This window comes from Pseudomonas sp. NBRC 111139, from assembly GCF_001753955.1.
Classification (GTDB): Bacteria; Pseudomonadota; Gammaproteobacteria; order Pseudomonadales; family Pseudomonadaceae; genus Aquipseudomonas; species Aquipseudomonas alloputida.
Map to the genome: position 1 here is coordinate 12,300 of NZ_BCBP01000078.1, position 22,982 is coordinate 35,281.

At 56.0% G+C, this 22,982-nt stretch carries 34 protein-coding genes; 6 read left to right on the forward strand and 28 right to left on the reverse strand.

Annotation, left to right across the window (positions count from 1 at the left end):
* Window positions 1-106 precede the first annotated feature (106 nt).
* The 4 genes from BJQ17_RS25560 to BJQ17_RS25575 all read right to left on the reverse strand — a co-directional run bounded on the left by BJQ17_RS25560 (window position 107) and on the right by BJQ17_RS25575 (window position 1,572).
* Window positions 107-289, reverse strand: coding sequence for a hypothetical protein (locus BJQ17_RS25560; protein WP_023383744.1), 183 nt, complete (start codon window positions 287-289; stop codon window positions 107-109).
* Window positions 290-309: 20 nt separating this feature from the next.
* Complete coding sequence (locus BJQ17_RS25565; protein ID WP_054895136.1) at window positions 310-891, reverse strand: hypothetical protein; 582 nt, start codon at window positions 889-891, stop codon at window positions 310-312.
* A gap of 137 nt (window positions 892-1,028) precedes the next feature.
* The gene (locus tag BJQ17_RS25570; RefSeq protein ID WP_023383743.1) at window positions 1,029-1,295 is read right to left on the reverse strand and encodes a hypothetical protein; all 267 of its coding nucleotides are present in this window, start codon (window positions 1,293-1,295) and stop codon (window positions 1,029-1,031) included.
* A 1-nt stretch (window position 1,296) separates the two neighbouring features.
* Window positions 1,297-1,572, reverse strand: coding sequence for a hypothetical protein (locus BJQ17_RS25575; RefSeq protein WP_135002417.1), 276 nt, complete (start codon window positions 1,570-1,572; stop codon window positions 1,297-1,299).
* A gap of 422 nt (window positions 1,573-1,994) precedes the next feature.
* Between BJQ17_RS25575 and BJQ17_RS25580 the strand changes: the two genes are divergently transcribed.
* Window positions 1,995-2,432 (forward strand): hypothetical protein, encoded by a 438-nt coding sequence (locus BJQ17_RS25580; RefSeq protein WP_023383741.1) that lies wholly within the window; start codon window positions 1,995-1,997, stop codon window positions 2,430-2,432.
* A gap of 128 nt (window positions 2,433-2,560) precedes the next feature.
* On the opposite strand, the gene BJQ17_RS32300 is transcribed toward BJQ17_RS25580, so the two are convergent.
* The 6 genes from BJQ17_RS32300 to BJQ17_RS25610 all read right to left on the reverse strand — a co-directional run bounded on the left by BJQ17_RS32300 (window position 2,561) and on the right by BJQ17_RS25610 (window position 6,312).
* A complete protein-coding gene (locus tag BJQ17_RS32300; protein WP_224459415.1) occupies window positions 2,561-3,190 on the reverse strand; it encodes a hypothetical protein in 630 nt (209 codons plus the stop codon).
* A gap of 157 nt (window positions 3,191-3,347) precedes the next feature.
* Window positions 3,348-3,836: a hypothetical protein gene (locus tag BJQ17_RS25590; protein ID WP_023383739.1), complete on the reverse strand. Its 489-nt coding sequence runs from the start codon at window positions 3,834-3,836 to the stop codon at window positions 3,348-3,350.
* Window positions 3,833-4,525, reverse strand: a complete 693-nt coding sequence (locus BJQ17_RS25595) for an N-6 DNA methylase (RefSeq protein WP_083285109.1) — start codon at window positions 4,523-4,525, stop codon at window positions 3,833-3,835. The genes BJQ17_RS25590 and BJQ17_RS25595 overlap by 4 nt, the downstream gene beginning before the upstream one ends.
* Before the next feature lie 115 nt (window positions 4,526-4,640).
* Window positions 4,641-5,495, reverse strand: coding sequence for a hypothetical protein (locus BJQ17_RS25600; RefSeq protein WP_023383737.1), 855 nt, complete (start codon window positions 5,493-5,495; stop codon window positions 4,641-4,643).
* Window positions 5,496-5,600: 105 nt separating this feature from the next.
* The gene (locus BJQ17_RS25605; protein WP_023383736.1) at window positions 5,601-5,900 is read right to left on the reverse strand and encodes a hypothetical protein; all 300 of its coding nucleotides are present in this window, start codon (window positions 5,898-5,900) and stop codon (window positions 5,601-5,603) included.
* A 13-nt stretch (window positions 5,901-5,913) separates the two neighbouring features.
* The gene (locus BJQ17_RS25610; RefSeq protein WP_023383735.1) at window positions 5,914-6,312 is read right to left on the reverse strand and encodes a hypothetical protein; all 399 of its coding nucleotides are present in this window, start codon (window positions 6,310-6,312) and stop codon (window positions 5,914-5,916) included.
* A gap of 210 nt (window positions 6,313-6,522) precedes the next feature.
* Here BJQ17_RS25610 and BJQ17_RS25615 point away from each other — a divergent pair, with 210 nt between their 5' ends.
* Window positions 6,523-8,865 carry an autotransporter domain-containing protein gene (locus tag BJQ17_RS25615; protein WP_070096823.1) on the forward strand — a complete coding sequence of 781 codons (2,343 nt, stop codon included), beginning with the start codon at window positions 6,523-6,525 and terminating at the stop codon, window positions 8,863-8,865.
* A 112-nt stretch (window positions 8,866-8,977) separates the two neighbouring features.
* On the opposite strand, the gene BJQ17_RS25620 is transcribed toward BJQ17_RS25615, so the two are convergent.
* Together BJQ17_RS25620 and BJQ17_RS31405 are read right to left on the reverse strand one after the other, a co-directional pair.
* Complete coding sequence (locus BJQ17_RS25620; protein WP_060495349.1) at window positions 8,978-9,634, reverse strand: hypothetical protein; 657 nt, start codon at window positions 9,632-9,634, stop codon at window positions 8,978-8,980.
* Between the two features lie 25 nt (window positions 9,635-9,659).
* Window positions 9,660-9,908 (reverse strand): hypothetical protein, encoded by a 249-nt coding sequence (locus tag BJQ17_RS31405; RefSeq protein WP_122227892.1) that lies wholly within the window; start codon window positions 9,906-9,908, stop codon window positions 9,660-9,662.
* A gap of 154 nt (window positions 9,909-10,062) precedes the next feature.
* Between BJQ17_RS31405 and BJQ17_RS25625 the strand changes: the two genes are divergently transcribed.
* The 4 genes from BJQ17_RS25625 (at window position 10,063) to BJQ17_RS25640 (ending at window position 13,162) form a co-directional block, all read left to right on the forward strand.
* A complete protein-coding gene (locus BJQ17_RS25625; RefSeq protein ID WP_224459413.1) occupies window positions 10,063-10,614 on the forward strand; it encodes a site-2 protease family protein in 552 nt (183 codons plus the stop codon).
* A gap of 59 nt (window positions 10,615-10,673) precedes the next feature.
* Window positions 10,674-11,087 carry a hypothetical protein gene (locus tag BJQ17_RS31825; RefSeq protein ID WP_023383730.1) on the forward strand — a complete coding sequence of 138 codons (414 nt, stop codon included), beginning with the start codon at window positions 10,674-10,676 and terminating at the stop codon, window positions 11,085-11,087.
* A 123-nt stretch (window positions 11,088-11,210) separates the two neighbouring features.
* Window positions 11,211-12,023 carry a hypothetical protein gene (locus BJQ17_RS25635; RefSeq protein WP_023383729.1) on the forward strand — a complete coding sequence of 271 codons (813 nt, stop codon included), beginning with the start codon at window positions 11,211-11,213 and terminating at the stop codon, window positions 12,021-12,023.
* Window positions 12,024-12,175: 152 nt separating this feature from the next.
* A complete protein-coding gene (locus BJQ17_RS25640) occupies window positions 12,176-13,162 on the forward strand; it encodes a hypothetical protein (protein ID WP_023383728.1) in 987 nt (328 codons plus the stop codon).
* 416 nt (window positions 13,163-13,578) lie between these two features.
* On the opposite strand, the gene BJQ17_RS25645 is transcribed toward BJQ17_RS25640, so the two are convergent.
* The 16 genes from BJQ17_RS25645 to BJQ17_RS25715 all read right to left on the reverse strand — a co-directional run bounded on the left by BJQ17_RS25645 (window position 13,579) and on the right by BJQ17_RS25715 (window position 22,907).
* The gene (locus BJQ17_RS25645; RefSeq protein WP_023383727.1) at window positions 13,579-14,220 is read right to left on the reverse strand and encodes a DNA-binding transcriptional regulator; all 642 of its coding nucleotides are present in this window, start codon (window positions 14,218-14,220) and stop codon (window positions 13,579-13,581) included.
* Window positions 14,221-14,225: 5 nt separating this feature from the next.
* Complete coding sequence (locus BJQ17_RS25650) at window positions 14,226-15,020, reverse strand: hypothetical protein (RefSeq protein ID WP_023383726.1); 795 nt, start codon at window positions 15,018-15,020, stop codon at window positions 14,226-14,228.
* A gap of 344 nt (window positions 15,021-15,364) precedes the next feature.
* Complete coding sequence (locus BJQ17_RS25655; RefSeq protein ID WP_023383725.1) at window positions 15,365-15,769, reverse strand: hypothetical protein; 405 nt, start codon at window positions 15,767-15,769, stop codon at window positions 15,365-15,367.
* A gap of 10 nt (window positions 15,770-15,779) precedes the next feature.
* On the reverse strand, window positions 15,780-16,277 hold the full coding sequence (locus BJQ17_RS31925) for a hypothetical protein (RefSeq protein ID WP_054926275.1): 498 nt from the start codon (window positions 16,275-16,277) through the stop codon (window positions 15,780-15,782).
* A 203-nt stretch (window positions 16,278-16,480) separates the two neighbouring features.
* Window positions 16,481-17,113, reverse strand: a complete 633-nt coding sequence (locus BJQ17_RS25665) for a hypothetical protein (protein ID WP_023383723.1) — start codon at window positions 17,111-17,113, stop codon at window positions 16,481-16,483.
* Window positions 17,114-17,218: 105 nt separating this feature from the next.
* Entirely contained in the window at window positions 17,219-17,839 is a 621-nt protein-coding gene (locus BJQ17_RS25670) for a hypothetical protein (protein ID WP_054895178.1), read from the reverse strand.
* On the reverse strand, window positions 17,840-18,085 hold the full coding sequence (locus BJQ17_RS25675) for a hypothetical protein (RefSeq protein WP_135002420.1): 246 nt from the start codon (window positions 18,083-18,085) through the stop codon (window positions 17,840-17,842).
* Between the two features lie 141 nt (window positions 18,086-18,226).
* Complete coding sequence (locus tag BJQ17_RS25680) at window positions 18,227-18,757, reverse strand: hypothetical protein (protein WP_023383720.1); 531 nt, start codon at window positions 18,755-18,757, stop codon at window positions 18,227-18,229.
* A 115-nt stretch (window positions 18,758-18,872) separates the two neighbouring features.
* Window positions 18,873-19,814, reverse strand: coding sequence for a signal peptidase I (gene lepB / locus BJQ17_RS25685; RefSeq protein WP_023383719.1), 942 nt, complete (start codon window positions 19,812-19,814; stop codon window positions 18,873-18,875).
* The gene (locus tag BJQ17_RS25690) at window positions 19,811-20,071 is read right to left on the reverse strand and encodes a hypothetical protein (RefSeq protein WP_023383718.1); all 261 of its coding nucleotides are present in this window, start codon (window positions 20,069-20,071) and stop codon (window positions 19,811-19,813) included. The genes lepB and BJQ17_RS25690 overlap by 4 nt, the downstream gene beginning before the upstream one ends.
* Before the next feature lie 2 nt (window positions 20,072-20,073).
* Complete coding sequence (locus BJQ17_RS25695; RefSeq protein ID WP_175442757.1) at window positions 20,074-20,814, reverse strand: hypothetical protein; 741 nt, start codon at window positions 20,812-20,814, stop codon at window positions 20,074-20,076.
* Between the two features lie 8 nt (window positions 20,815-20,822).
* Window positions 20,823-21,062: a hypothetical protein gene (locus BJQ17_RS25700; protein ID WP_023383716.1), complete on the reverse strand. Its 240-nt coding sequence runs from the start codon at window positions 21,060-21,062 to the stop codon at window positions 20,823-20,825.
* Window positions 21,063-21,112: 50 nt separating this feature from the next.
* Window positions 21,113-21,457: a hypothetical protein gene (locus BJQ17_RS25705; RefSeq protein ID WP_175442758.1), complete on the reverse strand. Its 345-nt coding sequence runs from the start codon at window positions 21,455-21,457 to the stop codon at window positions 21,113-21,115.
* A gap of 320 nt (window positions 21,458-21,777) precedes the next feature.
* Window positions 21,778-22,254, reverse strand: coding sequence for a hypothetical protein (locus BJQ17_RS25710; protein WP_023383714.1), 477 nt, complete (start codon window positions 22,252-22,254; stop codon window positions 21,778-21,780).
* A gap of 228 nt (window positions 22,255-22,482) precedes the next feature.
* Entirely contained in the window at window positions 22,483-22,641 is a 159-nt protein-coding gene (locus BJQ17_RS31830; RefSeq protein WP_023383713.1) for a hypothetical protein, read from the reverse strand.
* Window positions 22,638-22,907 (reverse strand): hypothetical protein, encoded by a 270-nt coding sequence (locus BJQ17_RS25715; protein WP_023383712.1) that lies wholly within the window; start codon window positions 22,905-22,907, stop codon window positions 22,638-22,640. The genes BJQ17_RS31830 and BJQ17_RS25715 overlap by 4 nt, the downstream gene beginning before the upstream one ends.
* Between the last annotated feature and the right edge of the window lie 75 nt (window positions 22,908-22,982).

Consider the following 22,982-nt stretch of genomic DNA (forward strand, 5'->3'; position numbering starts at 1 on the left):
GTCACCCGCTTTGGCCACCACAACCAAGCGGGTTGCGCTACGCGCAACGCGCCATGCCTGGCGCACCCAAAAAAAAAGCCCGACTAGGTCGGGCGTGGGTGTAGCGTTAAGCGGTCTGGTAGATCAGTTCCGCCGGGTAGACGAAGACCTGAAGTTTTCCCTGCAGACATGACAGCTCATACACCTGCTTCGCTGGTGTCCGGCCGGGGCCTGGCAGATGACGTTTTCCGACTTCAGACCAGCCCAAGCGTTTCAGTTCAGCAACCTTCTGCTCCTGGTAATGCGACATTGATGGATCCCCCTTCGTGATCACAGTCGACCAGCTGGTTCCATCTCACCAAAAATCCCGAACTCAACAAGCGTGCTGAATGCGATTTCGAGGGCCGGCTTTTGGTGGGCGAGATCCAATGCTCTCTCCCCTGCAGCTTTCCCTTTCTCCGCCTGCCAATCACACAGGAAGTCGGAGAACCGACGGTATCTGTGGAAGTCGATAAACCGGTCGAAGCAGACCTCTTCTGAGGCTGCCAGGGCGGTCATCGCCGTGAGCAGATCTTCAAATGCAGGGAGTTCACTACGTTTCAATGTGCCATCAGCTAAGAGCTGGTCGACCGTGGCTTCAAAGCGTTGCTGGTGTTCTTCCAGGCTACCGCTCACGATCCGAAGCGCGTGATCCTTCGCGACAAACTGATTTCGCCCATCGCGGTGATAGCGCGGATCGAACTCAGCGAAGCTGGTCTGCTTGAGTGAAAGCCCAGAGGTGACTCCCTCACGATCTGTTTCGATGTTCAGGCGATCAACGAATGGGGTCGACCACCGGATGCCGGTCAGCCCCTGGCGACCAGTCTGGACCATCACCATCATTCCATCAGTCAGTTCAAGTGTTGCGAGCATGAGTGTGTCCCCTTAGAACGTTGATCAAGTCCAGGGGGATGAGTCACATGAACCACGAAACTCACCAATTTTGTCTGATCGGGCACACTCCCGGGGCACCGAAAAAAACCCGGCACGTGGCCGGGTTGGGTGTAGCTTTAGGATACAGAGGGCCTGGGAGCGATAGCAGGCTCACAAGCGCGGACCACCACTTCGTAAACCAGCTTCGGCCGAGGGCAGTTCCACTGGTTTTTGAAGAAGACCCCGTTGGCGTTGTGACACCCATAGCTGGCCGTCAGTCCATCGAGCTTGCCGAGCTCCTCCAAACGCTTAGTCAGGTCGAAGGCTCTCTTACCGGTGACATGCCAGAAGCCACGCCTGGCCACCGTTTCCCGCATTTCCTGCTCAGTCTTGGATACAGCCATTTCAGCACCCCTTCCCGGCCGCAATCTGGCGCTTAACAGGCACCTTGTAGGCGTAGTGGGTGACCACGTCGCAGCGCCGCATTCCACGTCGAAGCATGTTGAGTGCAGGCTGATGCTCACGAGTATGGAGGCAGTAGCGTGTGCCACCCTCTAGTCGACGGAGCTCGCCCATTTCATGATTGATCAGCGCAATGTTCAGCTCATCCTGCAGCTGTTCCCGCTCCGGGCCTGTGGCGTTATTGACGCGATTCTGCAGAGTTTCGATGATAAGGCTCATGGTGCTCCCCATAGGTGTTGGTCTAGTTCTGGGATATGCATCACAGGCAACTGGAACAGCACCAATCGAGGAGATCCCATGGCTTGGGATGTTGAGGTAGACGCTAGCGAACGAGCGCCAGGCTCATTGAAACCGGTAGATGATCTTCTCTGTTTTGCAGAGGGGGCATCGCTTGGCGATCCTCACCACCTCGCCAGAATACTCCCGTGTCACGATACGCCCAGGATGGCCGCGCAATCTGCAGATTGCTCTCCTGAATTTCTGATACAACCCACTCATCAAACGACAACCGTGCCCGCACTTTATGGATGGCACAATCGTATCATGTACAGCCCGACTGCCGGCGGTGCACCTCATTGACGACGTATCATCAAGGTCCAAAAATGGGGCCTCGAACACTGCCCTCCTTCGAGACTCAACCCATGCAAGCAAAAGCGAAGATCGACCGCGCAGCTCTTGAGGCAATAGCCGAATCAACCCGCCGCGGGCTGTTGCTTCTTGTCGACAAACCCGGTTCTACCTTCAATGGTTTTCCGCGAGGAACCTGCGGTCCTGCCTCGGACATCCTAGGTCGACTCATCAAAGAACAACTCGGTGCTGATGGTGTGTATGTGTGGGCTGAAGACCATCCGAACCTAAAAAGGGAGCAGTCTCACGCCTGGTTCGAGGTCGACGGGTTCATTATCGACCTCACCTATGATCAATTCCCAGATACCGGGCTTACAGGTTGGGTCTTCGATCAGGGCAACGAGTGGCACGCCAAGTTCGCCGAGCAGGAACGTCGGCAGGGCTTCTGTCCTCCCAGCGGCTGGCCTGAATATCCACTCGATGGTTATGCCGCCGCTAAATCACAGATCTGAACAGGCAGGTCCCGGTACGGTCCACATGCACTGGTCCCAGGCGAAAAAAAACCCGGTCTAGTGACCGGGTCATGTGCAGCGTTTGGAGCGCGAGCATCAAGCTGGCGCTAAAGCCTGAAGTGCAGCAGTCATGCCGACTCCAAGATTTGTTCACCGGAGTGACAAGTCGAGAGATCGATCTCTACTGGCTTTTGGTCAGATTTTGCGGTCACCACGAAGGTGCACGCGCTGTCCTGTTCACCGGCGGCAATGTGGCTGCGGAAGTACCGGTCTGCGACGGCCTGGGCTGCCGCATGGTGATCCCCCTCAACCTCAACATCAGCACTCCAAGTAACGAGATACTGCCGTTCACCGCCAGCTTCAAGTTCAGTTGTGCCTCCGGCCAAGTGGAAGTGACTCTGCAGTTCAGCGATCGGCTGACGTGCGCTGACAACCTCGACGTCAGAATGTCTGATGAATCCCGAGAACCAGAAGCTGGACGCATCCACATTTAGACAGCCGGCCTTCAGTAACACATCGTTGTCGCAGCCGATCTCCTCCGCCTCTTCAGTGCCAGGAGCGTACTGATGGAATGAAGCAGTGCTGTCAAACGTCTCCACTTTGTGAAGCCCATTCTCTTTAACCAGTCGAGCTAGATTGATGATGCGTTGAGTTGCAGCCAGATCGATGCTGAAGGATGCAAATTCTGGCGTATCTTCTGCGCCGTTGGTGGCGCGGGTTTCAACGATATAGGCCTTTGCGGTGCTGGACGAATTCATAGCGATACCCTCAGGTGTGTTGGTCTAGTGAAGGGAGATGCATCACAGCCAACATGAACCGAGGACCCCAAGGACTGAGACGCCCCGCAATGCGGCGTTGCCCCACTGAATGACGCCAAAAAGAAAACCCCGTCGCTAGGACGGGGTTTGATGGGGGTTAACGGCGATGAGAGCAGATGCTCTTCAAGGCCCTGTCGACCAGGTCACCTTCGTAACTCAAGATGACCTCCACGTTGCTGCACGAGCGCTGGGAAGGTCCCAGAGCACGTGCTGCGATCAGGTAACCGTTGGGGTCCACTTGCGATGCAGCGCCGAACAGAACCGCATTATCGACCACTGCGCGGAGAACATCCCCGGCGCCATCGTCTTCGGTCCAACTGGGTGACACGGTGTTGCGAGCACTGACCTGGTTACCGCATACACGGAAGTGCTCAAAGCGCCCGGGGGCATTTTGAATCGAGACCGAGTCGCAGCCTTCAAATTTACCCACGTAGATGACCGGCCGTGTGGCGCCGTTGATGCGAGCTACGGTGGACATTTTTGAGGCAGCAACCGACAGAACAGCATCTGAAGCCTCCGAAGCACTTGCCGCATGCGGTAGCACCTGGAAGGCTAAAGCCGCGGCGATCGTGTACCAGCGTTTCATGAGGCGACCTCAAGTTTCGGAATTGAATTTTGACGTGAACGCATCAGCGTCGGAGAGGTTGCGTGCAAGATCTGCTGCTTGGGGTCCGAGCTGAGCGTATCACCAAGGAGCACTATGATCTCCCCGATTTCGACTCTATGAATGGCACAATTCGCGGCCAGCTGAATCGCAACCATGCGAGCGCAAATGCCATCGATATCGCATGCGTGAAAAAGCCATTGCTGGAGCTCCCCAGGACCTTTCGTTTCGAGCAGGTAGTTTGCTTTTGCCAACAGCATAACTCCACTGCCACAAGCCGGATCTGAGTAAGCTTTGAGATCACCGGCGCGAGGCAGGTCGATGTCACCATCGCTCATCCTGACCATCAGGCTTGCCATTGACCAGGGCGTGAAGAACTGCCCCAGCATTTGCTTGCCGCCATGGCTGGCCAGCTCTTCGTAGAGTGGGCCTAAAATGTCCTTGAACGGTTCTTCATTGGCCACCGCCTGATCGTACAGCGTGATAACTCGTCCTATTTTACCGCGGACATCATCAGGTATGGGATACCAGGGCTGAAACCCCCAAAGCTCCATCACTGCCCCTAGGAAAAATCGAAACATCTCCGCCGGCGGATACCGGTGGCCATCACACAGTGCTTCTGCCAGTGGCTTGATGGTGGGTGGTACCGCGCGTGCTAGTTTGCTTGCCATGGGCAATCTCCAGAGAGGTTGGTCGTATGCATTGGGATGCATCACAGCGACCTACAACGCCGGCCGGCGCCTGGGCATAAAAAAACCGCTCCGGTTAGGGAGCGGTTGCGTAGCGTTAATCAGCGGACTCTTCCGGATCAGCAACGTCCGGAATGGAATCACGCGGCACCCATGTCCAGGTTGCGACAAATGCGCCATCTTCACACAGCGTTACCTGGGCATCTTCATTGACCTGCAGATCATCATTGGCGATGTTGTCCAGCGCCCATGAACGGTACCGGTCCTTGAGAGCGTTCGAGTCCACTGCCTGCTGATCCGGCTCTTCTTGCGCCAGCAGTTTCTTTTGAGCGAGCTCATCGAGCAACTGAGCAGAGGGAGCGCACTGCGACAGACCGAAGTGAACTCCCTGGAGCCCGTAGCGTTTGGAAAACTCTTCTGCCGTCATCTTGGCCAGCACCTTCTCGATGCAATCACTGCACAGACCGTGACCAGCATCTTGATTGCCCCATTGCCGACCTGTGGTACGAGCACCACAGCACGGGCACAACAAGCGCACTGGGGCATCAAGATGCCCGGTCAGGTCGACTTGTGCATATGGAACATCACGGAGCTCACAGTAGGCTTTCTCATCGCCATCGGCGTCATACAGGCCCAATGTGCACTCATCCCACTCCTCAGGTTCAGCGATGGACACCTCGATCGAAAGAAGCAGGTATTGACCGTTGCAGAACTCCTTCCGCAAAGCCATGCAACCGCCTCCGGTGTGATAAACCTCGAAGCCATACGCCTGTACGGGGTCAACAACAGTTGTTCCGCACGGTGAAAAGTAGGGGTTGCGAATCTCCACGTCGTTGAACATGAAAGCCATCTCCGACGGTGAATACGGCCGCTTGAGTTCCTCGCCATTCGGCAGGACCTCGGTCATGACCATTTCTTTGGTATCAGCTGCGTTGTTTGCAATTACGTCCATGGTGCTGCGCCTCTTTGGGTAGTCATCTTGGTCTGAGATGAAGCACAGCCAGCTGTAACGACAGGCAAAAAAAAGCCGCCCCATAGGGAGCGGCGGTACAGCGGTTTAGATTCGAGCAGAGACCTGGTAACCCTTGCCTCCTTCAGCCTGCGTCACGCCGGCTTCAAGAGTGATGGTCACATCTTGCAGTCCTGCATTCTTGAACATACTCGCCACAGTTTCGGCTACCGGCTGCATTTCAAACGGCAAGACGGTGAACCAAGCTTTCGAAAACTTGCACCATCGGCACCCGTATCCAGCGAACCAGCCATTCTCGCGATTTCCAGGAACCGGATCAGGCATTTCCAGAATCTTGTTGATGCGGGTGGCAAAGGCTTCCGGGAATTCCTTCAGAACTGAAGACATAGGAACCTCTCGATCAAGCGGCTTGGTTGTGCTGTTGCTGTTGCTGGCGCTTGCCCAGCTCATTAAGGGTGTCCAGTTTTGCGATGAATCGCTCAGCCGCAGTGGTGCTGGCCAACTCAGAGACCGACTCATAACGGTTCATTCCGCCTGAATAGTCCTTTCGGCCCTCACAGGATCGGTAGAGCACTTTGAGCACTCGATCTGAACCTAGATGAACCATCAGATAGAGATGATCGCTGTGCAGGATCACCTCCCCCATGACTGCGTTCCCGCCTTTACACGACCGAATTTCGTAGCTCGTTTCTGGAAGCTTCAAACGGCCGGCGATCTCTTTGAGCAATCGCTTGCCAGAGCGGTGAAGGGTTTCTTTGGTGATGCGTTTTTCGAGCAGCGCTTTAGGGATTTGCAGCATGACGTTTCTCCACAGGGAATGACGGTCTCTTGCGAAGACCTGGTGACGGGAGATGCGCAACACAGGCATGCAAAACAATCGCGGCCCTTTCCAAGAGCACTCAACAATCCATAACACGTATGTATATTTATATTGATTTGCTTTCAATCCTGACAGTATTATCCGGCCATCCAATTGATATCACCTAACAAGGTCAGGACGAATCAGCCCATGCACAACAATGCAACCCCCTTCAAGCCACGTCTCTCCCTGCTTGTCGCCTCCATCGCACTGGCCATGAACGCTGGCACTGCGCATGCCGCTTACGCCGGCATTGATGTCTACGCACCAACGCTGGGCTCCTCCAGTACCACCTATGATTCGCACATCGGCGGCTCTGGTGATGGCTCCACCCTGGTTGGCGCCCAGTTCAACCCGAGCACCGAAACTACCGAGGCCTTCAAGTGGACATTGCTGGGTGGCAAGCAACTGCTGGCCAGCCTTGGGACCAATGCCGCCGCCTACGCTGTGTCGAACGAAGCTGACGTCATCGTCGGTAGCTCTGTCGACAGCGTCACGGACAACGAAACCGCCGTGTACTGGAACAACGCCGGCATTCACAAGCTGGACTTCCTGAACGGCGGTGCCGAAGCTGAAGCACGCGCCGTTTCGGCTGATGGCAGCGTCATCGCCGGTTCTGCCGACGACGGTCTGACCGGCAACCGATCGGCAGTAACCTGGGACCTGGCTGGCGCTGTGACTCAGCTGGGCTACCTGAACGACGGCACCTACAGCTACGCCATGGGCATCAGCGCTGACGGCAAGGTGGTGGTGGGGTACGCACAGAACGGCGCCGGCAATGGTGATATCGCCACTCGATGGGTGGGCGGCGGTAGCGCCGAGAGCCTCGGCACCTTGGAGGGTGGTACGCAATCCATCGCCACGGCGACCAGTGCCGATGGCACTTACATCGTCGGTGCGAGTGACTCTTCGCTCGCCCTGAGCGAAGCTATGATCTGGTCCGAGCTGTCCGGCATGAAGGGCTTGGGCTTGCTGGCCGACGGTACCCTGTCCAAGGCTGAAGGCGTCTCCGCCAACGGCGCCGTGGTCGTCGGTATCGCGGACACCACTGGCACTGTCTTCTCCGGCTTCCGCTGGACCGCTGAGACCGGCATGCAGTCGCTGGTCGAATGGCTGCAGGATAACGACCCTTCCTACACTCTCCTGGCCAACAACACCCTGAACTCCGCCACTGCGGTATCTGCAGATGGCAACACCGTCTTCGGCCTGGGCTTCCTGAATGGTCGCTCGCAGCCGTTCGTAGCGCGTTCCTACGGCCCAATCTCCGAGCCTGTGGTCACTACCCCACCGGTGGTAACCACTCCGCCTGAAGAGACCATTCCAGAGGTGACCCCTCCCGTCGTCACCCCGCCTGTTACTGACCCAACGCCGCCAAGCACCGGTGGCTCCTCCAATGCAGGGGACACTTCTACTGGCGGCAGCGATGCAGGCACGGGCACCGGCGCCGGTGGTACCGAAACCGGTGCGGGTACCGGTGGCACTGGGGGCACTGACACGGGTACTGGTGGTACCGGTGGAACTGGCACTGGCGCGGGTGGCGCTGAGGCTACCACTCCACCGACTGGCGTGATCGGTTTGCTGGACCTCGGCGACTCGTTGCAGAATGCGACCCTGTACGCGCAAGCCATGCAGAATCAGCTGCAAGGCTTCGTCCAGGACCAACTGTCCTGCTCGACATTCGACACCAGCGGCATCTGTGTCAGCGTCAGCAGCCAGATGACTCATCACTCGGGTACTGTCCACGGTGACAACGTGTACGGCGGTGTTACCGCTGCATATCGACTGACTCCTGACCTGGTTGCCGGCATCGGCTACCAAGGCCCGAGCACCTCGCTCAAGATCAACGATGACCGCGTCGAGGATGATACCAACACGATCGGTGCTTTCGTCGAGTACGGTAACCGTCTGCGCAAAGGCGTATTCGCCCGGGGCGCCGTGGCTGTTTCCGAAGGCGATGCCACCATCAAGCGCTCTTACAAAACCGGTGCCGGCGACGTCGAGTCGAAAGGCAAGGCCGATGTCAGCCAGCGTGCCGTATCCGGCCAGGTCGGCTACGTCTTCATCCTGCAGGACAACATCGCTGTCATGCCTTTCCTGGGCTTGGACTACCTCAACACCAAGCTGGATAGCTACACCGAGACCAGCGGCTCCTTCCCGGCGCACTTCGATAAGCGGACCGAAGAAAACATCTACGGTACCGCGGGCCTGGATGCCAGCATGAACCTGGCAAATAAGGCCATCGTCTCGGCGAACATCAAGCACGTCAGCCGCCTGAACAACTCGCAAGACGATCTGACCGGTGATGTGATGGGTGTGTCGCGCTTCGACATGAAGCAAGACACCACTGAGCGCTGGAACGAAGTGGGCGTTGGCCTGCAGGTTGCCGGCCCGTTCAAGGCCTCCCGCGTGGGCATCACCTACGGCCACCGCTTCGGCAGCGACAAAGCCGTTGCCTCGGACGTCGCTACGCTGTCCCTGTCGGTCGGTTTCTAATCGGAAACTGGTACACCAAGCGCCCCACTCAGTAGTGGGGCGTTTTTGTTTGTGGGCGGTTATCGGCAGGCAAAAAAAAGCCACTCCGAAGAGTGGCCGGGGATCATTGGTGTTAGGCAGCAGGCTGCTTGTTCTGTTGCTCCCACCAAGCGCGGAAGCTGGTTACCAGAGAGCAGCCATTGTCCTCAGGCAAGGCGATTACCGCCTTGTTCTGGAGACTGATTGCATGCTCTGGCTCACCATCACGTGAACAGTGGTAGAGCTTGAAGGTGTTACGTGTATCGAGCTGGAAGCAGCACAGAGTGCCCTTCGGCCGTTTGTAATAGACCCGGCAGAAACCCGAGTCAACGGAGTGGAAGGCCAGCTGTTCAACTGCTGGAACTTCAGCGGGAGGGAGCAGGCTGTTGCGATGCTCAACGAGCAGCACACGCAAGGCTTCCAAGTTGAGGGAGCGCTTAACTCCATCAGGGAACAGTTCGTCGCCAAACAAAGCGACCAAATCTGCCTCCAAACTCTCTTTTACCAAGTGGCAGTCTACCTGGTCCCAGGCACGACAATTGATCCATTCTCGCTTTTGCACAGGCGTTTCATTTTCATCAACGTAACCACGCTGATCAGCCATAGCCTCAGCTACTTTGACGCAGGCTTCAGCGTGGCTGGTAGCATGCACATAATCACTGTAGGTACCTTCATCCTCCTGAACCCAGTTCAGAGTAACAGCGTAAAGGTCAACGGCAGGTTGATTAACTCTTACTTTGGTGTCGCTCATGTTTAGTTTCCTTGATTAATTAGAGTTAGCCAGCGAGCTTCATATCTTGCTGAAGCGCAGTTTTGCCTTCATTGAAAGCGTTTAAGAGTTCCGGGATATCAGACAGGAGTGCATGAGGGGTTTCAGACGCCCCCCAGCCATATCCCCAGGCAGCATCCTTTGCATCTTGAAATGCATTGGCTGCTAGTTGAGTGGTTTCCGGCGATTTCATGAGTAGTACGGCTAACGCCCATTGAGATCGAGCGTAAGCCGCAAGCTGAAAACAGGTATTCATACGTTCACCACAGTAGTTTCATAACTATCTGTAATGACGCACACGGACCTGTATTGTAGTTGTACTGCGCAGTACACAGGCCAGGACAAATATCCGGATATTGACTTGAAGGTTTTGAAGCTTTGCTAAAGAATTACTGCATCATGTTCTAGGAATGAAAACCATGCTGCCTGACGCACTGGTAACCATCGGGATGTTCGCCATCGCCTTTTTCGTCATTTGGCTGATGCTGGTGTTCTTGCTCTTGATCCACGAAGCCGGGCATCTAATACCGATGCAGCGGTTTGGTATCAAGCCAGACAAACTCATTATTGGTGGATACAAGCTTTTCTCGTTCCGAAAATCCGGGATCATTCATGAAATTGGTCTGATTCCGCTGTGGGCATATGTGGTCAGCTCCGACTATGAAAAGGCGCCCTCAGACCGCCGGGCGATCATCGCTGCGGGCGGCCCTCTCATCTCACTGGCGACCGGCCTGCTGTTCTTCGGGATTAACTACGTCACGCCGAACTGGCCGACGCTTGTCGCGGCCCAGGGCTCGATCCTCCTGGCGGCGACTAACATCATCCCCCTGCCTCCAATGGACGGGTGGACGATCGTCGAGTATTTCTTGAACCGCCGCGGTATCTACTTTGATGACAGGAACAGGCGGCTCCTCATGGGCGTAGGGTTGGCGACCATAATTGCTATCACCCTCGCCCTCTAGAATTACAGAACTCTGCTCTTCATCTCCTGGTGCAAGTTCAACCCACCAGGAGATGACTCATGACCACTACTTCCCTCGACTGCACCTCACGGCTCCCAGCTGTGCGCCCAGGCTTCTTCGAGGAGGCCTTCCAGAGCTACAACGTACCGCCGAGAATCCGCGCATTTGCAGAAGCTTTCTGCATCCGCTTTGACGTTCGCGGCATCTGCGACCCGGCCTATTGTGCAAACTCTGCAGCCCTTAAGCTGAAGATCGGTGATGGTTGCGGGACCTTCGATCACGAGAAAGAACCCGTCGAGAACGGCATCCCCCTGATCGGTGAGCAACTGCTGTTCTCATACAGCACCTGCATCCAACGAGCAGAGCCAGGCACTACCGCCGACGTCATCAACAGCATGGTGAAAGCTGCTCTGGCGGGGGCAACCGTTGAGGAGCTCTTGCCACCGCCAGCAGCACCCGCTGCTACAAGCTGAACACACCCAAACCGCCTTTCGAGGCGGTTTTTTTTCGTCGATCAAATGCAGTTATTGCTTTTAGATACAGACGGCGTATGTGTTCATGTATTATTCACGCGCTAAAACCATGAAGGATCAACCATGCTCACGAGCCAGCCCCAGCAAGGCATTTCTTCTCCCGCCCACCTGCCGGCCGGCAGCACCTCAGCGGTTAAGTGGTTCTCCCAGGTCACTGTCGAGCTTTCGTATTGGCACGGGAATCAGAGACTGAAAAACCTCGATCAGTTCGAATGGCATGGTGATGCCGTGATGGCGCCAGCGCTGACCCACGCTCAAAGCAAATGTGATTTCTACCAGATCGACGAATCGTCCTCCCTTGAGCTGTGGGCGTTCCGCTCCCAGTGGCAAGTTGCGAAGGTTCGTGAGGGCGCCGACCAGCACTGGTCGTTTGCGGACAGCCTCGACCATGACGTGACAAGGGTCTTGGTCAGCCATCATCCAGTCTGGTCATCAAAACACGGGAAGATGTCCCCTCCTGACACCTGGCCAGGGTTCACCGCTACATTCCGGAAAATCATTTCGGTCGACGCTAGCCGGTCAACCGCTGAACTGGGAGGCTTGGTCACTGCGGCTCTGTGCGTCATCGAGCAAGGTCCTGAAGCTCTGGGGCTCGCGATTACCGATGGTGGAATTCGAGACCTGACTATTACACGCGTCGGAGCAAACACCCGTAGTGCTGGTTGCGAGTTGTTGATGGTGACGGGGGCAATCGCGGTGGCCATGTCACCCTACCAGGCTGAGCCCGGCTTTGACCAACTGGAAGCAGCCGTCCGCAGCTCAGTCGGCATCAAGCTATCCCTCGTCGACGGAGTCACTGCCTCGGGGCACCTCGATGCTGGGCAGCGCTCGACAATCTGGGTAGTCGAAGGACAAAATACACTAAATAATACCTAGCGCGTATGCGTACGCGTTATGTAATATTGCCGCGCCGGACAGATAGATACCCTGTCCGAATGGCTGGTGTCGGCAAATCTGGGTTATGCGCAGGTGTCAGTCATCTCTCTTAGCAAGTTCAACGATTTCTGACCCTTCAGGAGGGCACCGCCATGACCACAACCGTCGAAAACAGCAGCAGCGAACACCAGTTGGATCTGGATTTCCGCATGATCATCACCACTGGCAACATCAAAAAAGCGATGGAAAAGGGTGATGGCAAGAAGCGGTTCACCGCAGGCGACCTCTGGAACATAGCGCCAGGTACTATCCAGGTCATCCCGGGGTACAACGTAAGAGAGCGAAATGCTGACTACTTGGCCAACGTTCAGAAACTGAAGCAATCCATCAAGGACAACGGATTCAAGAAAGACTCGGCTCTCTCGGTCATCATCCGTCGCGATGAGAATGGAGAGCAGTCAATTTGTCTGAAGCGTGGCCATCAGCGTCTTGAAGCCACGATGGAATTGGTCGCCGAAGGTGAAAGCATCCCGACCGTCCCTTGCATCATTGCTGCAGATGATTGTTCCGAAGAGGACATGACTGCAGACCTTGTGCTCAGCAACAATGGTTCACCGCTTAGCCCATATGCAACAGCAGTTGTTTGCAAACGCATGACCCGCTTCCATCCCGATGACCATTCCGCGATCGCCAAAAAACTGAATCTCTGGCCCGCCCAGGTTTCGGACTACCTCTTGATGATCAACGGACCTATCGAGATCAGGAACTACGTCCGCGACGGAGTGGTTTCCTTCACGCTGGCTGTTCAGATCCTTCAAGAGCATGGCCCCAAAGCTCTGCAAGTGATCGAGCAAGGCCTTGCCCGCTCAGCTGCTGCAGGCGGCAAAACCGAAAAGCTCAGGCCAAGGTTTGTTCCAGGCAAGGTCATCAAGAAGGCAATTACCCAAGCAGCTCCAACGATGAAAACAGCCATCGAAAACATTAGACAGGATAAGGGCTATTCGCAGTTGAGCCCGGAGAATCAACAGAAGCTTGAGGAGATCCTGCAGCAATTCCGCCTGGCGGAAGAGGAAGAGGAAAAACTGAACGTGAACCCGTCTACTGAGCAACAGCTCGACCTCAAAGACACTGAGGAATAACCATGCCTTCCAGGCTGCCCCTACACTCGATGTAGGGGCTTTTTTTTGCCTACCGGAAAATGGCCTTCAACCTCGTCCTCCAAGTTGTATGCACCTCGTGCCGCTTCATTTCCCCGAAAGCTGACCACTCAAGCTGCACCGAACCGGATGAGCCCGTGCACATGATCGTGAATCGAGTGAACGATGCGCATGCCTCACAGGCAGCAAGCCCAGCCAGCTCGAAGCGATCGCCCGGCTGAGGTGTGACCTCCCCCCTCACCAACTCTCCGTTCAAACTACGCCGGCATTGGCCGCAGTCGACTGCGAAGCGGGCCAATTGAGTACCATCTGAAAAGACGATCGGGAGGCGAAGGTGCAAAGGCCTCACCTGCCGCCACCGGCTGATCGCTCCGTCAATTGTTGAAGTGCTACCAACCTCAATACTGCTTGCCACTGACACGGCCCTCATCGATCGCCTGCATGTACACCTGGACCCAACCTGGAATCCGCCGCTGCCCTCTTTCCCAATAGCCTACTGCGGCGTACGCCCATCCCAGTGCATCGGCCAGTTGTGTTTGTGTCCACCCTAGAACCTCGGCCCTGATGCGCCTGATGTCTGCACCGGCCAGGCTCGGTGCGTCGCCGACCAGCTCACCTTGCACTGCAGCTTGGAAGAGCGATCGAGCTGCAGCCGGTATATGGCCCCCTTTCTCCCATTTCGATACCAGCCCGGGTGACACGGACAGCATCGAGGCTATAGCTGCCTGAGTCAGGCCTGCTGCATGGCGCTGGAGGGCAAGATCAGTGTGCACGGTTTGGGTGAACTGGATCTGGTGCTCAGTGGCCATGTCGTCGCGATAGCATTGCGCTGCTCGCTTTGCGCGGGAACGGCCGTGGTAGGCCAAGTCGCGAAAATGGCGATCGGCGACAAACTTCCCATCCTTCATCAGTCGAACGCGCCAGCCGGCATCAGAAGGCTTCGATGGGCGGTTGTCCCGGGTAATGCCCTGCATGCTGGAGTCAGCGATGCGCCTGACAGCCGATACTTCGATGCCAGGTGCGGACGTGGAGGTATCCATAAGCCTCAATCATCCAGGGAGTCGTTCTGATCTGACTCTTGGGCATCATCATCACCCAGGAACAGCCCATTGCTGGAGAGCAGACCACCACCCAGAACGAGAGCTGACGTAACCGCCAGTGCCGGCACCCCATCCGACTCCCCTGCGTCAGCATTGGCGCCCTTCGGCCGCGGCTTCACCGGAATCGGGATACTCGCTGCCGCAGTTGCCGTAGGAGCTTGAAGTGTCAGGGGGGCATCAGGACGCTTTTGAGGTACCGGCTTTGGTAGAGGATTGCCCCGATCTGGCATGAGTAGTGGCACATCATCGTCCAGATTTATCGTGACCTCACTGGCCTGCGCTTTCTCCAGGCTTTTGAAAAACTCATCAGACCGCGCCATCAATTTGCGGAACTGCTTGTCGGTCATGAGTTCCCGCCGGCGCAGCCCACCCATGTTCCGGATGGTGTCTGTAGTGATGGCGTACAGGGCATCTTGAAGCTCAGTGCGCACCTGGTGCGTCATGTATTCACACTTCAAGGACAGTACTTGTTCCGCTCGGCCAACCTGGGTCTCCAGTTTCTCAAGCGCCTGAAGCTGGCGCTGGATCCGCAGTTCTGCCACTTGTGCCGTGGTTCTGGACCGGTTGAACCAGTACCAAGCACCGAGGAGGAAAAGGGCCCCCGCGGATGCAGCCAGGTACGTAGGCAGTTCGCTCGAAGGAGGGTCTGGCACAAGATTTAAACTGAACGAGTCGGCTGAGACCAGGGACAGTGAGAGCACCCCTGACAGAGACAAAAGCAATGGTCGTTTCGCAGTCATATCGGGCTCCAACGCTGACAGCATCAATAGGCATATTTGATACATAACGCGTACGCGTACACGCATAGTATCGCCTTGGATTTAATTGTCACGCTGAAAGAATGAGCTGCCAGGGTTTCCCCTACGGATGACCTATTTTCGGGGTGCAGCTGGAGTACTGCTGATACGGCCGGCAGTGGAAGCGCATGGGCACCCAGGCTCTTGCAAGGATGGTCAACAGCTGTGGCCGATGGGTAGGAGTGAACTTTTCTGTGAAACGCCGCCCCGCTTCACAAAAAAAATGACCAGGCGCCGATCAAAACGGGGCCTGGTATGTCATCTATTTTGTGAACCTACACCTGGCATTACATCTGATCGAGCTTGAATGAACTGGCGCCAGCCACGAGGTCACTTCCTAGGTTGCCGAGGATCGTATCCTGAGAAACGGCTACACCGTGGCCCCTGACGCCGCCTGTGCTAACCCAGTAGACCTTGCCTGTGCCAGCCTCCACCACGCGCTTGTGGAGCTGCACCGAATAGCTGAAAAGCCGCTCACCTGGTTGATAGTCGGCCGTTTCCAGGTAGGCGTAAAGCTTGTAGCCGCCATCCAACTTCACAATCTGCTCTGGCAAGTGGGATGAAATCGTCTCCTTGACCAGGTCCTGAGGGATTTCATTGGCATTGGAAGAAAGCACAAGCTCGACAGCAGAGGCACTGCAAGCGCCGAATGCCGCGATGGCGAAGATGGCCAGTTTTGTCAGTCTGATCATGGGGGCTTACTCAAACAGGGTCGTTTTGGGTTGATGCGTGAGTGGCGCAATCTGCTGGAGAGATGACCTCCCCGCGTAGGTGCAACATCATCGCGTAGATAGCGACATCGAGCGGGTCTCCTTTCTCGACGTGCTCGCGCAGTTCTCTCGATAGGAAATCAGCAGGGCATGTATCGCCTTCATTCCAGCCAGCACGGCCTTTCGCCCGGCTCCTGGCCATCTTCACCTTCATGCTGAGCGCGATGGCGTCGACGGCCGCATCATCGAGCTCTGTCTCACTGAGCTGGTAGGGGGCGTTGTAAATACGAACAACAACGGCCGATCGATCAGGCACCAGTACCCGGACTTGCACCTCACCGACCTCTTCCAAGGCCGCGTGCACGCCACCGGGGTTCTCCCGATGAGCTACCCGGAGCGCATCCAGCCAGATCTGTTCTGTTGCCATGTCGCTGCCGGCTGCGCCTGCAGGCGCAGAGGCCTGGTTCTTCGCGTTGGCCAGAAACAACACGGTATTGCATGCAGGGCAAGGGGTCATCTCGTTATGGCCAATAATGGCCCCCTGGCTCGCCAGGAAGCCATATCCAGCGCATTGAACCGCCCCCCTTACTACCGCGCAGCAAGGGGTGTCGGATGGAGCTGGCCCTGGAAACGCTCCTGAGTCTTGGTGCGCTATTGAGTTCTCTACTTGCACGAATTCACCTGAGGCACCGATCAGAGGAACACCGAAGTGCTGTCCGCTGGGGGTTGTGCTTGGAATGGTTGGACTGCCGGCGATTCACCCGTCGACACTGGAGTCGATGACAGAAGCGCAGACGCTTCCTGCCGGGCTTGGTGGATGACTGCGGGATTGATTGCCTTCCAGTAGCAATAGGCTGATCGGGAGTTCTCGTGCATGGAAAGGTCACGCTTGCGCATCAAATGCTCGATCTCCGAAACCACCCAGTGGCCAGCGCCAAATGCGTGCTCCTTGCCACCGATCCAGTACTGAGCATCAGTGATCTTGAAGAGCATCTCGAAGACGGCCAGCGCCGCAACCGCCACTGGATCAGTCCTGCCCTTCAGGTGAGCCATGATCGGACCGAGAGAGCGTATATGGCCCAGGCGGAGCGAATTGGCCCAGGAAACTGCACGAGTGTGGCCCACCAGCTGGGGCAAGCTGATCTGATAGAAGCCCTTTGCTTGGGGCTTCACCAGGTCGCGGATATGGGCGCTACAATCCCCGCAGAGAGTGCTATTGGCGTAGAGGCGATCCTGCCGGCGCCCGCCCATCCCCGGAGAGGAAAAGCTGAACAGATCAACATGCCCACAAAGGCACTTGGTTGGAGCAGTAATGTGAGCCGCCATAGACACCTCCAGAAAATGCACCGGCGACAACCGCCAGAATCTTTCCGAAGCATAACACGTATGTATAATATTGGCGTTAGCGAATGCTGTGAAAATTCCCCTTTCCTAGGCCGCCGGCAGCAGCGATAGGATCAGGGGACCAAGCTCCTTGGACGTGTAGGCACCAGAGATAGCCATCTTGACACGAAACGGGATGGGTCTACGCCCTGTGCGGATCTGAATGAAATCCTCCAGGGACAGGCCGATACGGGACGCTTGCTCACTGTCACTCAGCCCCGAGATCGCTGCCAAACCATCGAAGAAGGCACTGACCAGGTCTGGTGATCCGCCGGCGTCCAGGCGATCGAAGAAACCATACACCAATGTCTCGCGGACCACCTGTGACTGTTGATTGGCCGCCTCCACTGCCTCTCGAATTGGCTCTGGCAATGCTGCGAGCAGAGTCGACAAGGTCACCTCCACACCCATCGCGCCCAGCGTGCGTATGCGCGCTGGAGGCGGCAAGGGGCGCATGTGCACTCGGCATTGGCGGATCATGGAGATGCTGATGCCAATTTCTTTGCTAAGCCGGGTATCCGCCCAGCCCTGCTCGTCGCGGAACTGGTCCATCAGCTGGGCCCAGGCAACATTGCTCAAACCGCTATCCGCCGATTCGAAAAAGAGATTGCGAGAGCTCATATTGGCTGACGCTTCGGGACTGCTGCCCCCTTCATGAAGGTCGAACATCTATTTGCTTCCGTTAGCATCTGCAGCAGCCTGGTCATCCAGCTCCACAGGAGCGGCCACGTAGGCGCGAATGATGAGGAGCAGCGCTCCACCGACAAGGCAAAGGAATACTCCCTTGAAAATCAGCTTGGGGGAGATCTCCACCAGGCCGGCGCCAACAGCCATGGTAGCCAGCAGGCCCATGACTACGACGACAAGAGCAACCACGACGCGAATGATCAGAGAGTGTGAGGAACGGCTATCCATGACTAGAGCCCTATCGATACGTAACGTGTACTGATAATACTGGATGAGCATAGATCAGCACAACGCCACGTGCGACCCCATGGAACCCATACTTCCGAGCGCAAAAAAAACCCGGGCACTTGGCCCGGGCATACAGCTGGTTTACAAACTGGCCATCCCATGCGGGATGATTGGCGAGGTAACGGTATGCAGTCCGAAACCGTTGCCCTCGATGCTTACCGAAGCAGTCTTGATGCGTATAGCACCCAGAATACCGACATCGGAATTGGAGACGATACGCTCCTGGCCAGTCTGCGTGACCGAAACAGGTTCGAAATCGGCGCCCATGTCATTGGCCAGCAACTGATTGATGCGTTTAGCCATTTCGGATGCAGCCTCGTCGGCAAGACCTTCTGCCGAAGCGGAGTCAAAGCAGATACCGATCACCTCTGCATCCGCACCAGACTCCTCGTCGTCCTGGGACAACACGACGTGGGCCGTGGCCTTCAGTTCACTGGAGCTCACCACCTCGGCGATGACTGTCGATCGATACGCTTGCTCAAGCTCAGCGAGCTCAGCGTCACGTACCGTTCCTGCAGGGTACGATCCCACCTGGTGCAGCAGGTGACCGCGGGAATCGACTGCAGCTGCTGCGAGTTGGGCGTATTTGATTGCTGTGTTATGGAAGTTCATGCGTTTCTCTCCTGAAAGGTGGGTGCAAGGCCTTGCGTTGCCTTACAAGCAGGTAATGAGAAACACGGCGTTGTATTCTTGCGTCGGTCCATGACAGGCGCTCCTTGGTTGCGAATCAGCGAGTTACTCGGCTTATATCCAATTTGCCGCTAGTGAAATCAAGATCAAAAATGGCACGACCTATGATTTCCTTATCCGTGACAAACCCCCAGTAACGGCTGTCCAGGCTATTGGGTCGATTGTCACCCAGTACGAAATAAGAATCGGCAGGAACAGTACATGCCAAGCCTGACAGATTTCTCTCACAACCGGGAATAGCAGGAAAATCAGTACTTACACCAAAGTCACTGATACCAGGGTCTTTGATCGTGCCGATTTGTAAGTCGTGAATATTCTCCAGCGCATAATCGACCTGCTTGAGCTTCCCGCTAGCTTCATCTTCGTAAGCATATGGCTTCTCGCCCACATGTACCGCCGGTACATTATTAATGGCCAATACACCGCCTTGATAAGTGATGTGGTCACCTGGCACTCCCACCACACGCTTGATGTAAGGCTTAGACGGATCGAGTGGGAATCGGAAAACCAGAACATCGCCAAATTTCGGGGGTCGACCTTGCGTGATTGGCTTCGGAACGAATGGCAATCTCATCCCGTAGGTGAACTTATCGACTACAACGACACTCCCCACCCCAAGCGTGGGGCGCATCGATGACGACGGAACAAGGTATGGTTCGGCGACAAAGGATCGGAATAGGAGCAGGAAAACGGCAACAGGCGTCAACTCCACCAGAAAGGCCACCACGCCTTGCGTGTAGTGATGCCGGCCCCTAGCTCCCCGATACCGTTCATAGACCCAGAACGGCAGGCCAAGGACTGCTGCAGTCGCGAGCAATGTCGCCATGTCCAAAAATGTGCAAAGCAAAATGTAGGGGCCGAGCACCGCGGCGGCGCACCCTAGGGAGTAAATCCAGGCTGGCCCGTGGGCCTGATACTTTTTGCGACAGAGCGCCGGAGCAGCTACGGTCAAGCCAACTCCGATCAAAAACAGGCTCATAAGTATTTGCCCATCTTTTTATGGTAACGATAGATAGCCAAGCGGCTTATGAACAGAGCAAAAAAGATACCGCCCACTGCCCAGCCAACCACCTTGACCCAGAAGCCGTAGCTGTAGGCAGGGGTGACTTTGAACTTCTCCAGGAGGAATTCAATTAAGGATCCAACCGTCCACAAGAGCGCTGCAACCACCCATCCGTTCATGAGGAGTTGGATATTGTACTTCACGCCTTTAGGCTGCTTCTGTGTAGCGAGCATGTTTACTCCGCGGCTATGAACGACCACCCTGCCCGGCTTAGCGCGCATTTGTATCCGCTCAGCGGCTTGATCAACAGAGTTGACTCAAGTGACGCAGCGATACAATCAAAGTGATAGCTGTAATATGAAGAGAGCTTTTCCACGTCCGCACTAAGGGCTCGCCAGTATGGCTCGTAATGCCGGCTGCCTAGAACGGGTGCAGTATTTTCGTATTGGAGAGGAAACGGCTGCAGGGTAAGAAGCGCCAACCGGCATTTCGAACGAAGCCAGGTACGTGAAACTTCGACGATAGACTGACTCAGCTCTGACGACCTGAATTTATCGCGAACTTCCAGCCGGGTTATAACAAAGACGCTGCCAGCTTCCAGCACAGCGCCGAAGTCCTGATGGCAGGTCCTGACCAGCTCGTGAACCAGCGCCTGGACGGCCTCGCTGACCAGATCGCAAGCATCAGCCAAGGAGTATCGCTTCCCCTCTCCACTGGACAACAAAACCCCGTCCAGGATAGCGACCGGAACAGCCTCTGACTTCAATAGGAGCCAGGCTGTAACCAGTCGCACTTCACACACCGCAGAGCCATCAAATACATCCCCTGAAAGGCTCAGCTCCACGGTATAGCCACCTGCGAGCTCCACGCGCTCAACCACCCCGCGATGCATCGGAATCTCGCTGTAGAAGCCGGTATCGATCAGGCTTCGCACATACGGACGGCACCGAGTGATTTGCGTCAGGCTGGCAGACATGGTGCAGCTCAGCGCAGACCGGCGCCAGCACGAGCCTGCTCAGCTTTGGCTTTTTTACGATCGGCCATTTTCATCAGCTGTACGAAGAGCACTGCCATCACCAGGACCGCGATCAGCACGAAAGCGAGTGTGGGGGTGATGTGGCCAATCTTTGCCCACACAAACACGAAAGCCGCGAGTGCTAAGGCTGCCGGCACTTGGCCAACAATGTTCAACGTCCGCATGGCCCAGAATTGGATTTGCTGCATCTCAAGCTCCTAGATTTGATTTATAACACGTACGCATAATACTGGATGAATCAAAATACTTCTAGCCATTCGATGTCATGATGCCGCCACAAAAAAGGCCTCAGTTCACAGATATGAACCGAGGCCTTGGCCATCGACCAGGACAGGCTTACAGCGGGATGAAGATCGAGTAGAAACACACGGCCAGTGCGGCTGCGCAGAGGGCCGAGCTTCTGGATCAGGATATTGACATCGCGCAGCGAACGGTCAGCAAAGCCCTGAATGGCCTGGACCTGCTCAGGGCCAGAGGCGTTTTTCACAGTGAAAAGAGCTTTGCGGCGGTTGATAGCGATCGAAATGATTACGGCCAGCACCACAACGGCGATACGAGCGAGCATGTCGGTAGTGATTGTCATAGCGGTTCCTCAGGTTGGGTTGGATACAGAACAGGTAGTACGATTTGACTGGCGAGAGGTGGCATCACGGCCGCCCCCCTTGTTGAGACATGGTTTTGATGGCTGCTAATACTGGGTCCCTGGGGCCGGTATCCTCGCCCTCGCAATGGGTCCGGTGCTCACCTGGCTTGATCAGGCAGTACCGCCCCACCGGCTTAGCTGCTGCTACCTCGAAGCCACGCTGGGCCCAAGGTTTGAACAGGATCAGGCCGACAGCAGCAACAGCGCAGACAGTGGCAACGGCAGCTATAGCGATGCGCAGAGAGAAGAATCGCCCTCGACTATTCACCGACAGTAAGCTCCACCCCGGTCGACAGGCTGATCATCTGAACTGCAAGGTCTGGGTTTATCAGCCCTTTGGAGGCGAGCCCCCTGATCTGGCCGGAGAAGAACTGCACGAAGAATCGTTGCGAGGCGTGCACGCTTTGCTCAGCAGCACCGTGCTCCTTCACCTGGTCACGGCGCTCGATGGCAGCGGCGGCTGAGGTAGCGATAGCGTTGGCCAAGTCCGCAGCTCCGGCCTCACCTCGGGACGGCAGCCTCGTCACGTCAAGCTGCGCAAGGACATCATGCGGGAGATGCAAGCTCGAAAAACCCTCACCGTACCACCCGTCATACACCGACACCCCGTGCTCGTCGGTGGCCAGCACAGTGAAAAAACGAGAGAGCTGGTGGTGCTGATCGTCACCAACAGCAAGCTTGGGTGGGTTGGCCACCTCGTAGCCGGCGCCGACCTCGAATTCGAGTGTGTTGGCCAAATTGAACGCTCCTATCGGTTCCAAGAAATTACCAGGTACAAGAATACATAACGCGTACGCATACGGCTATAGAGTCGGTGCAAATCTTCCAGCCTCTTGCCGCTCATTGCCCGCAAGCAGCGCCTGGGAGGACACGGCGGCACCGAAAATCAGAACCAAAAAAAAGACCCACCATCTAGGATGGTGGGTCGGATTTAGCGTTACTTTATAGGTAGCTCTGCTGAGCGTTTATTTGGATTGCAGCGGCTTGCTGTTTTGGTCTGCACCGTACTTCACGCGCCTGAACTCATCTTTGATGGCAGCTACAGCCCCCATCAATGGCGCGAAGAAGATTCGTGGTGCCTGCCTTGCAGCGTTAGCGAACTCAGACCCAAATGATTGATTCATTCAGCAAACTCCTTGATTGCCCGGGCTGCCCCAATGCAAATAAAGACGAAGAAAAGACCAGCATCTACAAGCACAATGGCATGTTCGAGAAGCCCGAGAATTAGCAAGGTGAAATCGCTTATCCCAAACTTAGCCAAGTATTGGACCAAATGGTTGAGCAAGACTGCTGGCACCATGATGATCAAGAAGATGATAGTACCGACGAAGCCATGGGCTCCGAAGTGAGCGATCGGGCTCCACCAAGGTTTTTTGTGCGTTTTGGACATCTGTTACTCCTGAAAGGACCTGGGGCGGTCGTTGAGAAATCCCATAGGCCTTCTTGCGGTAGACCTAGCCCCTGG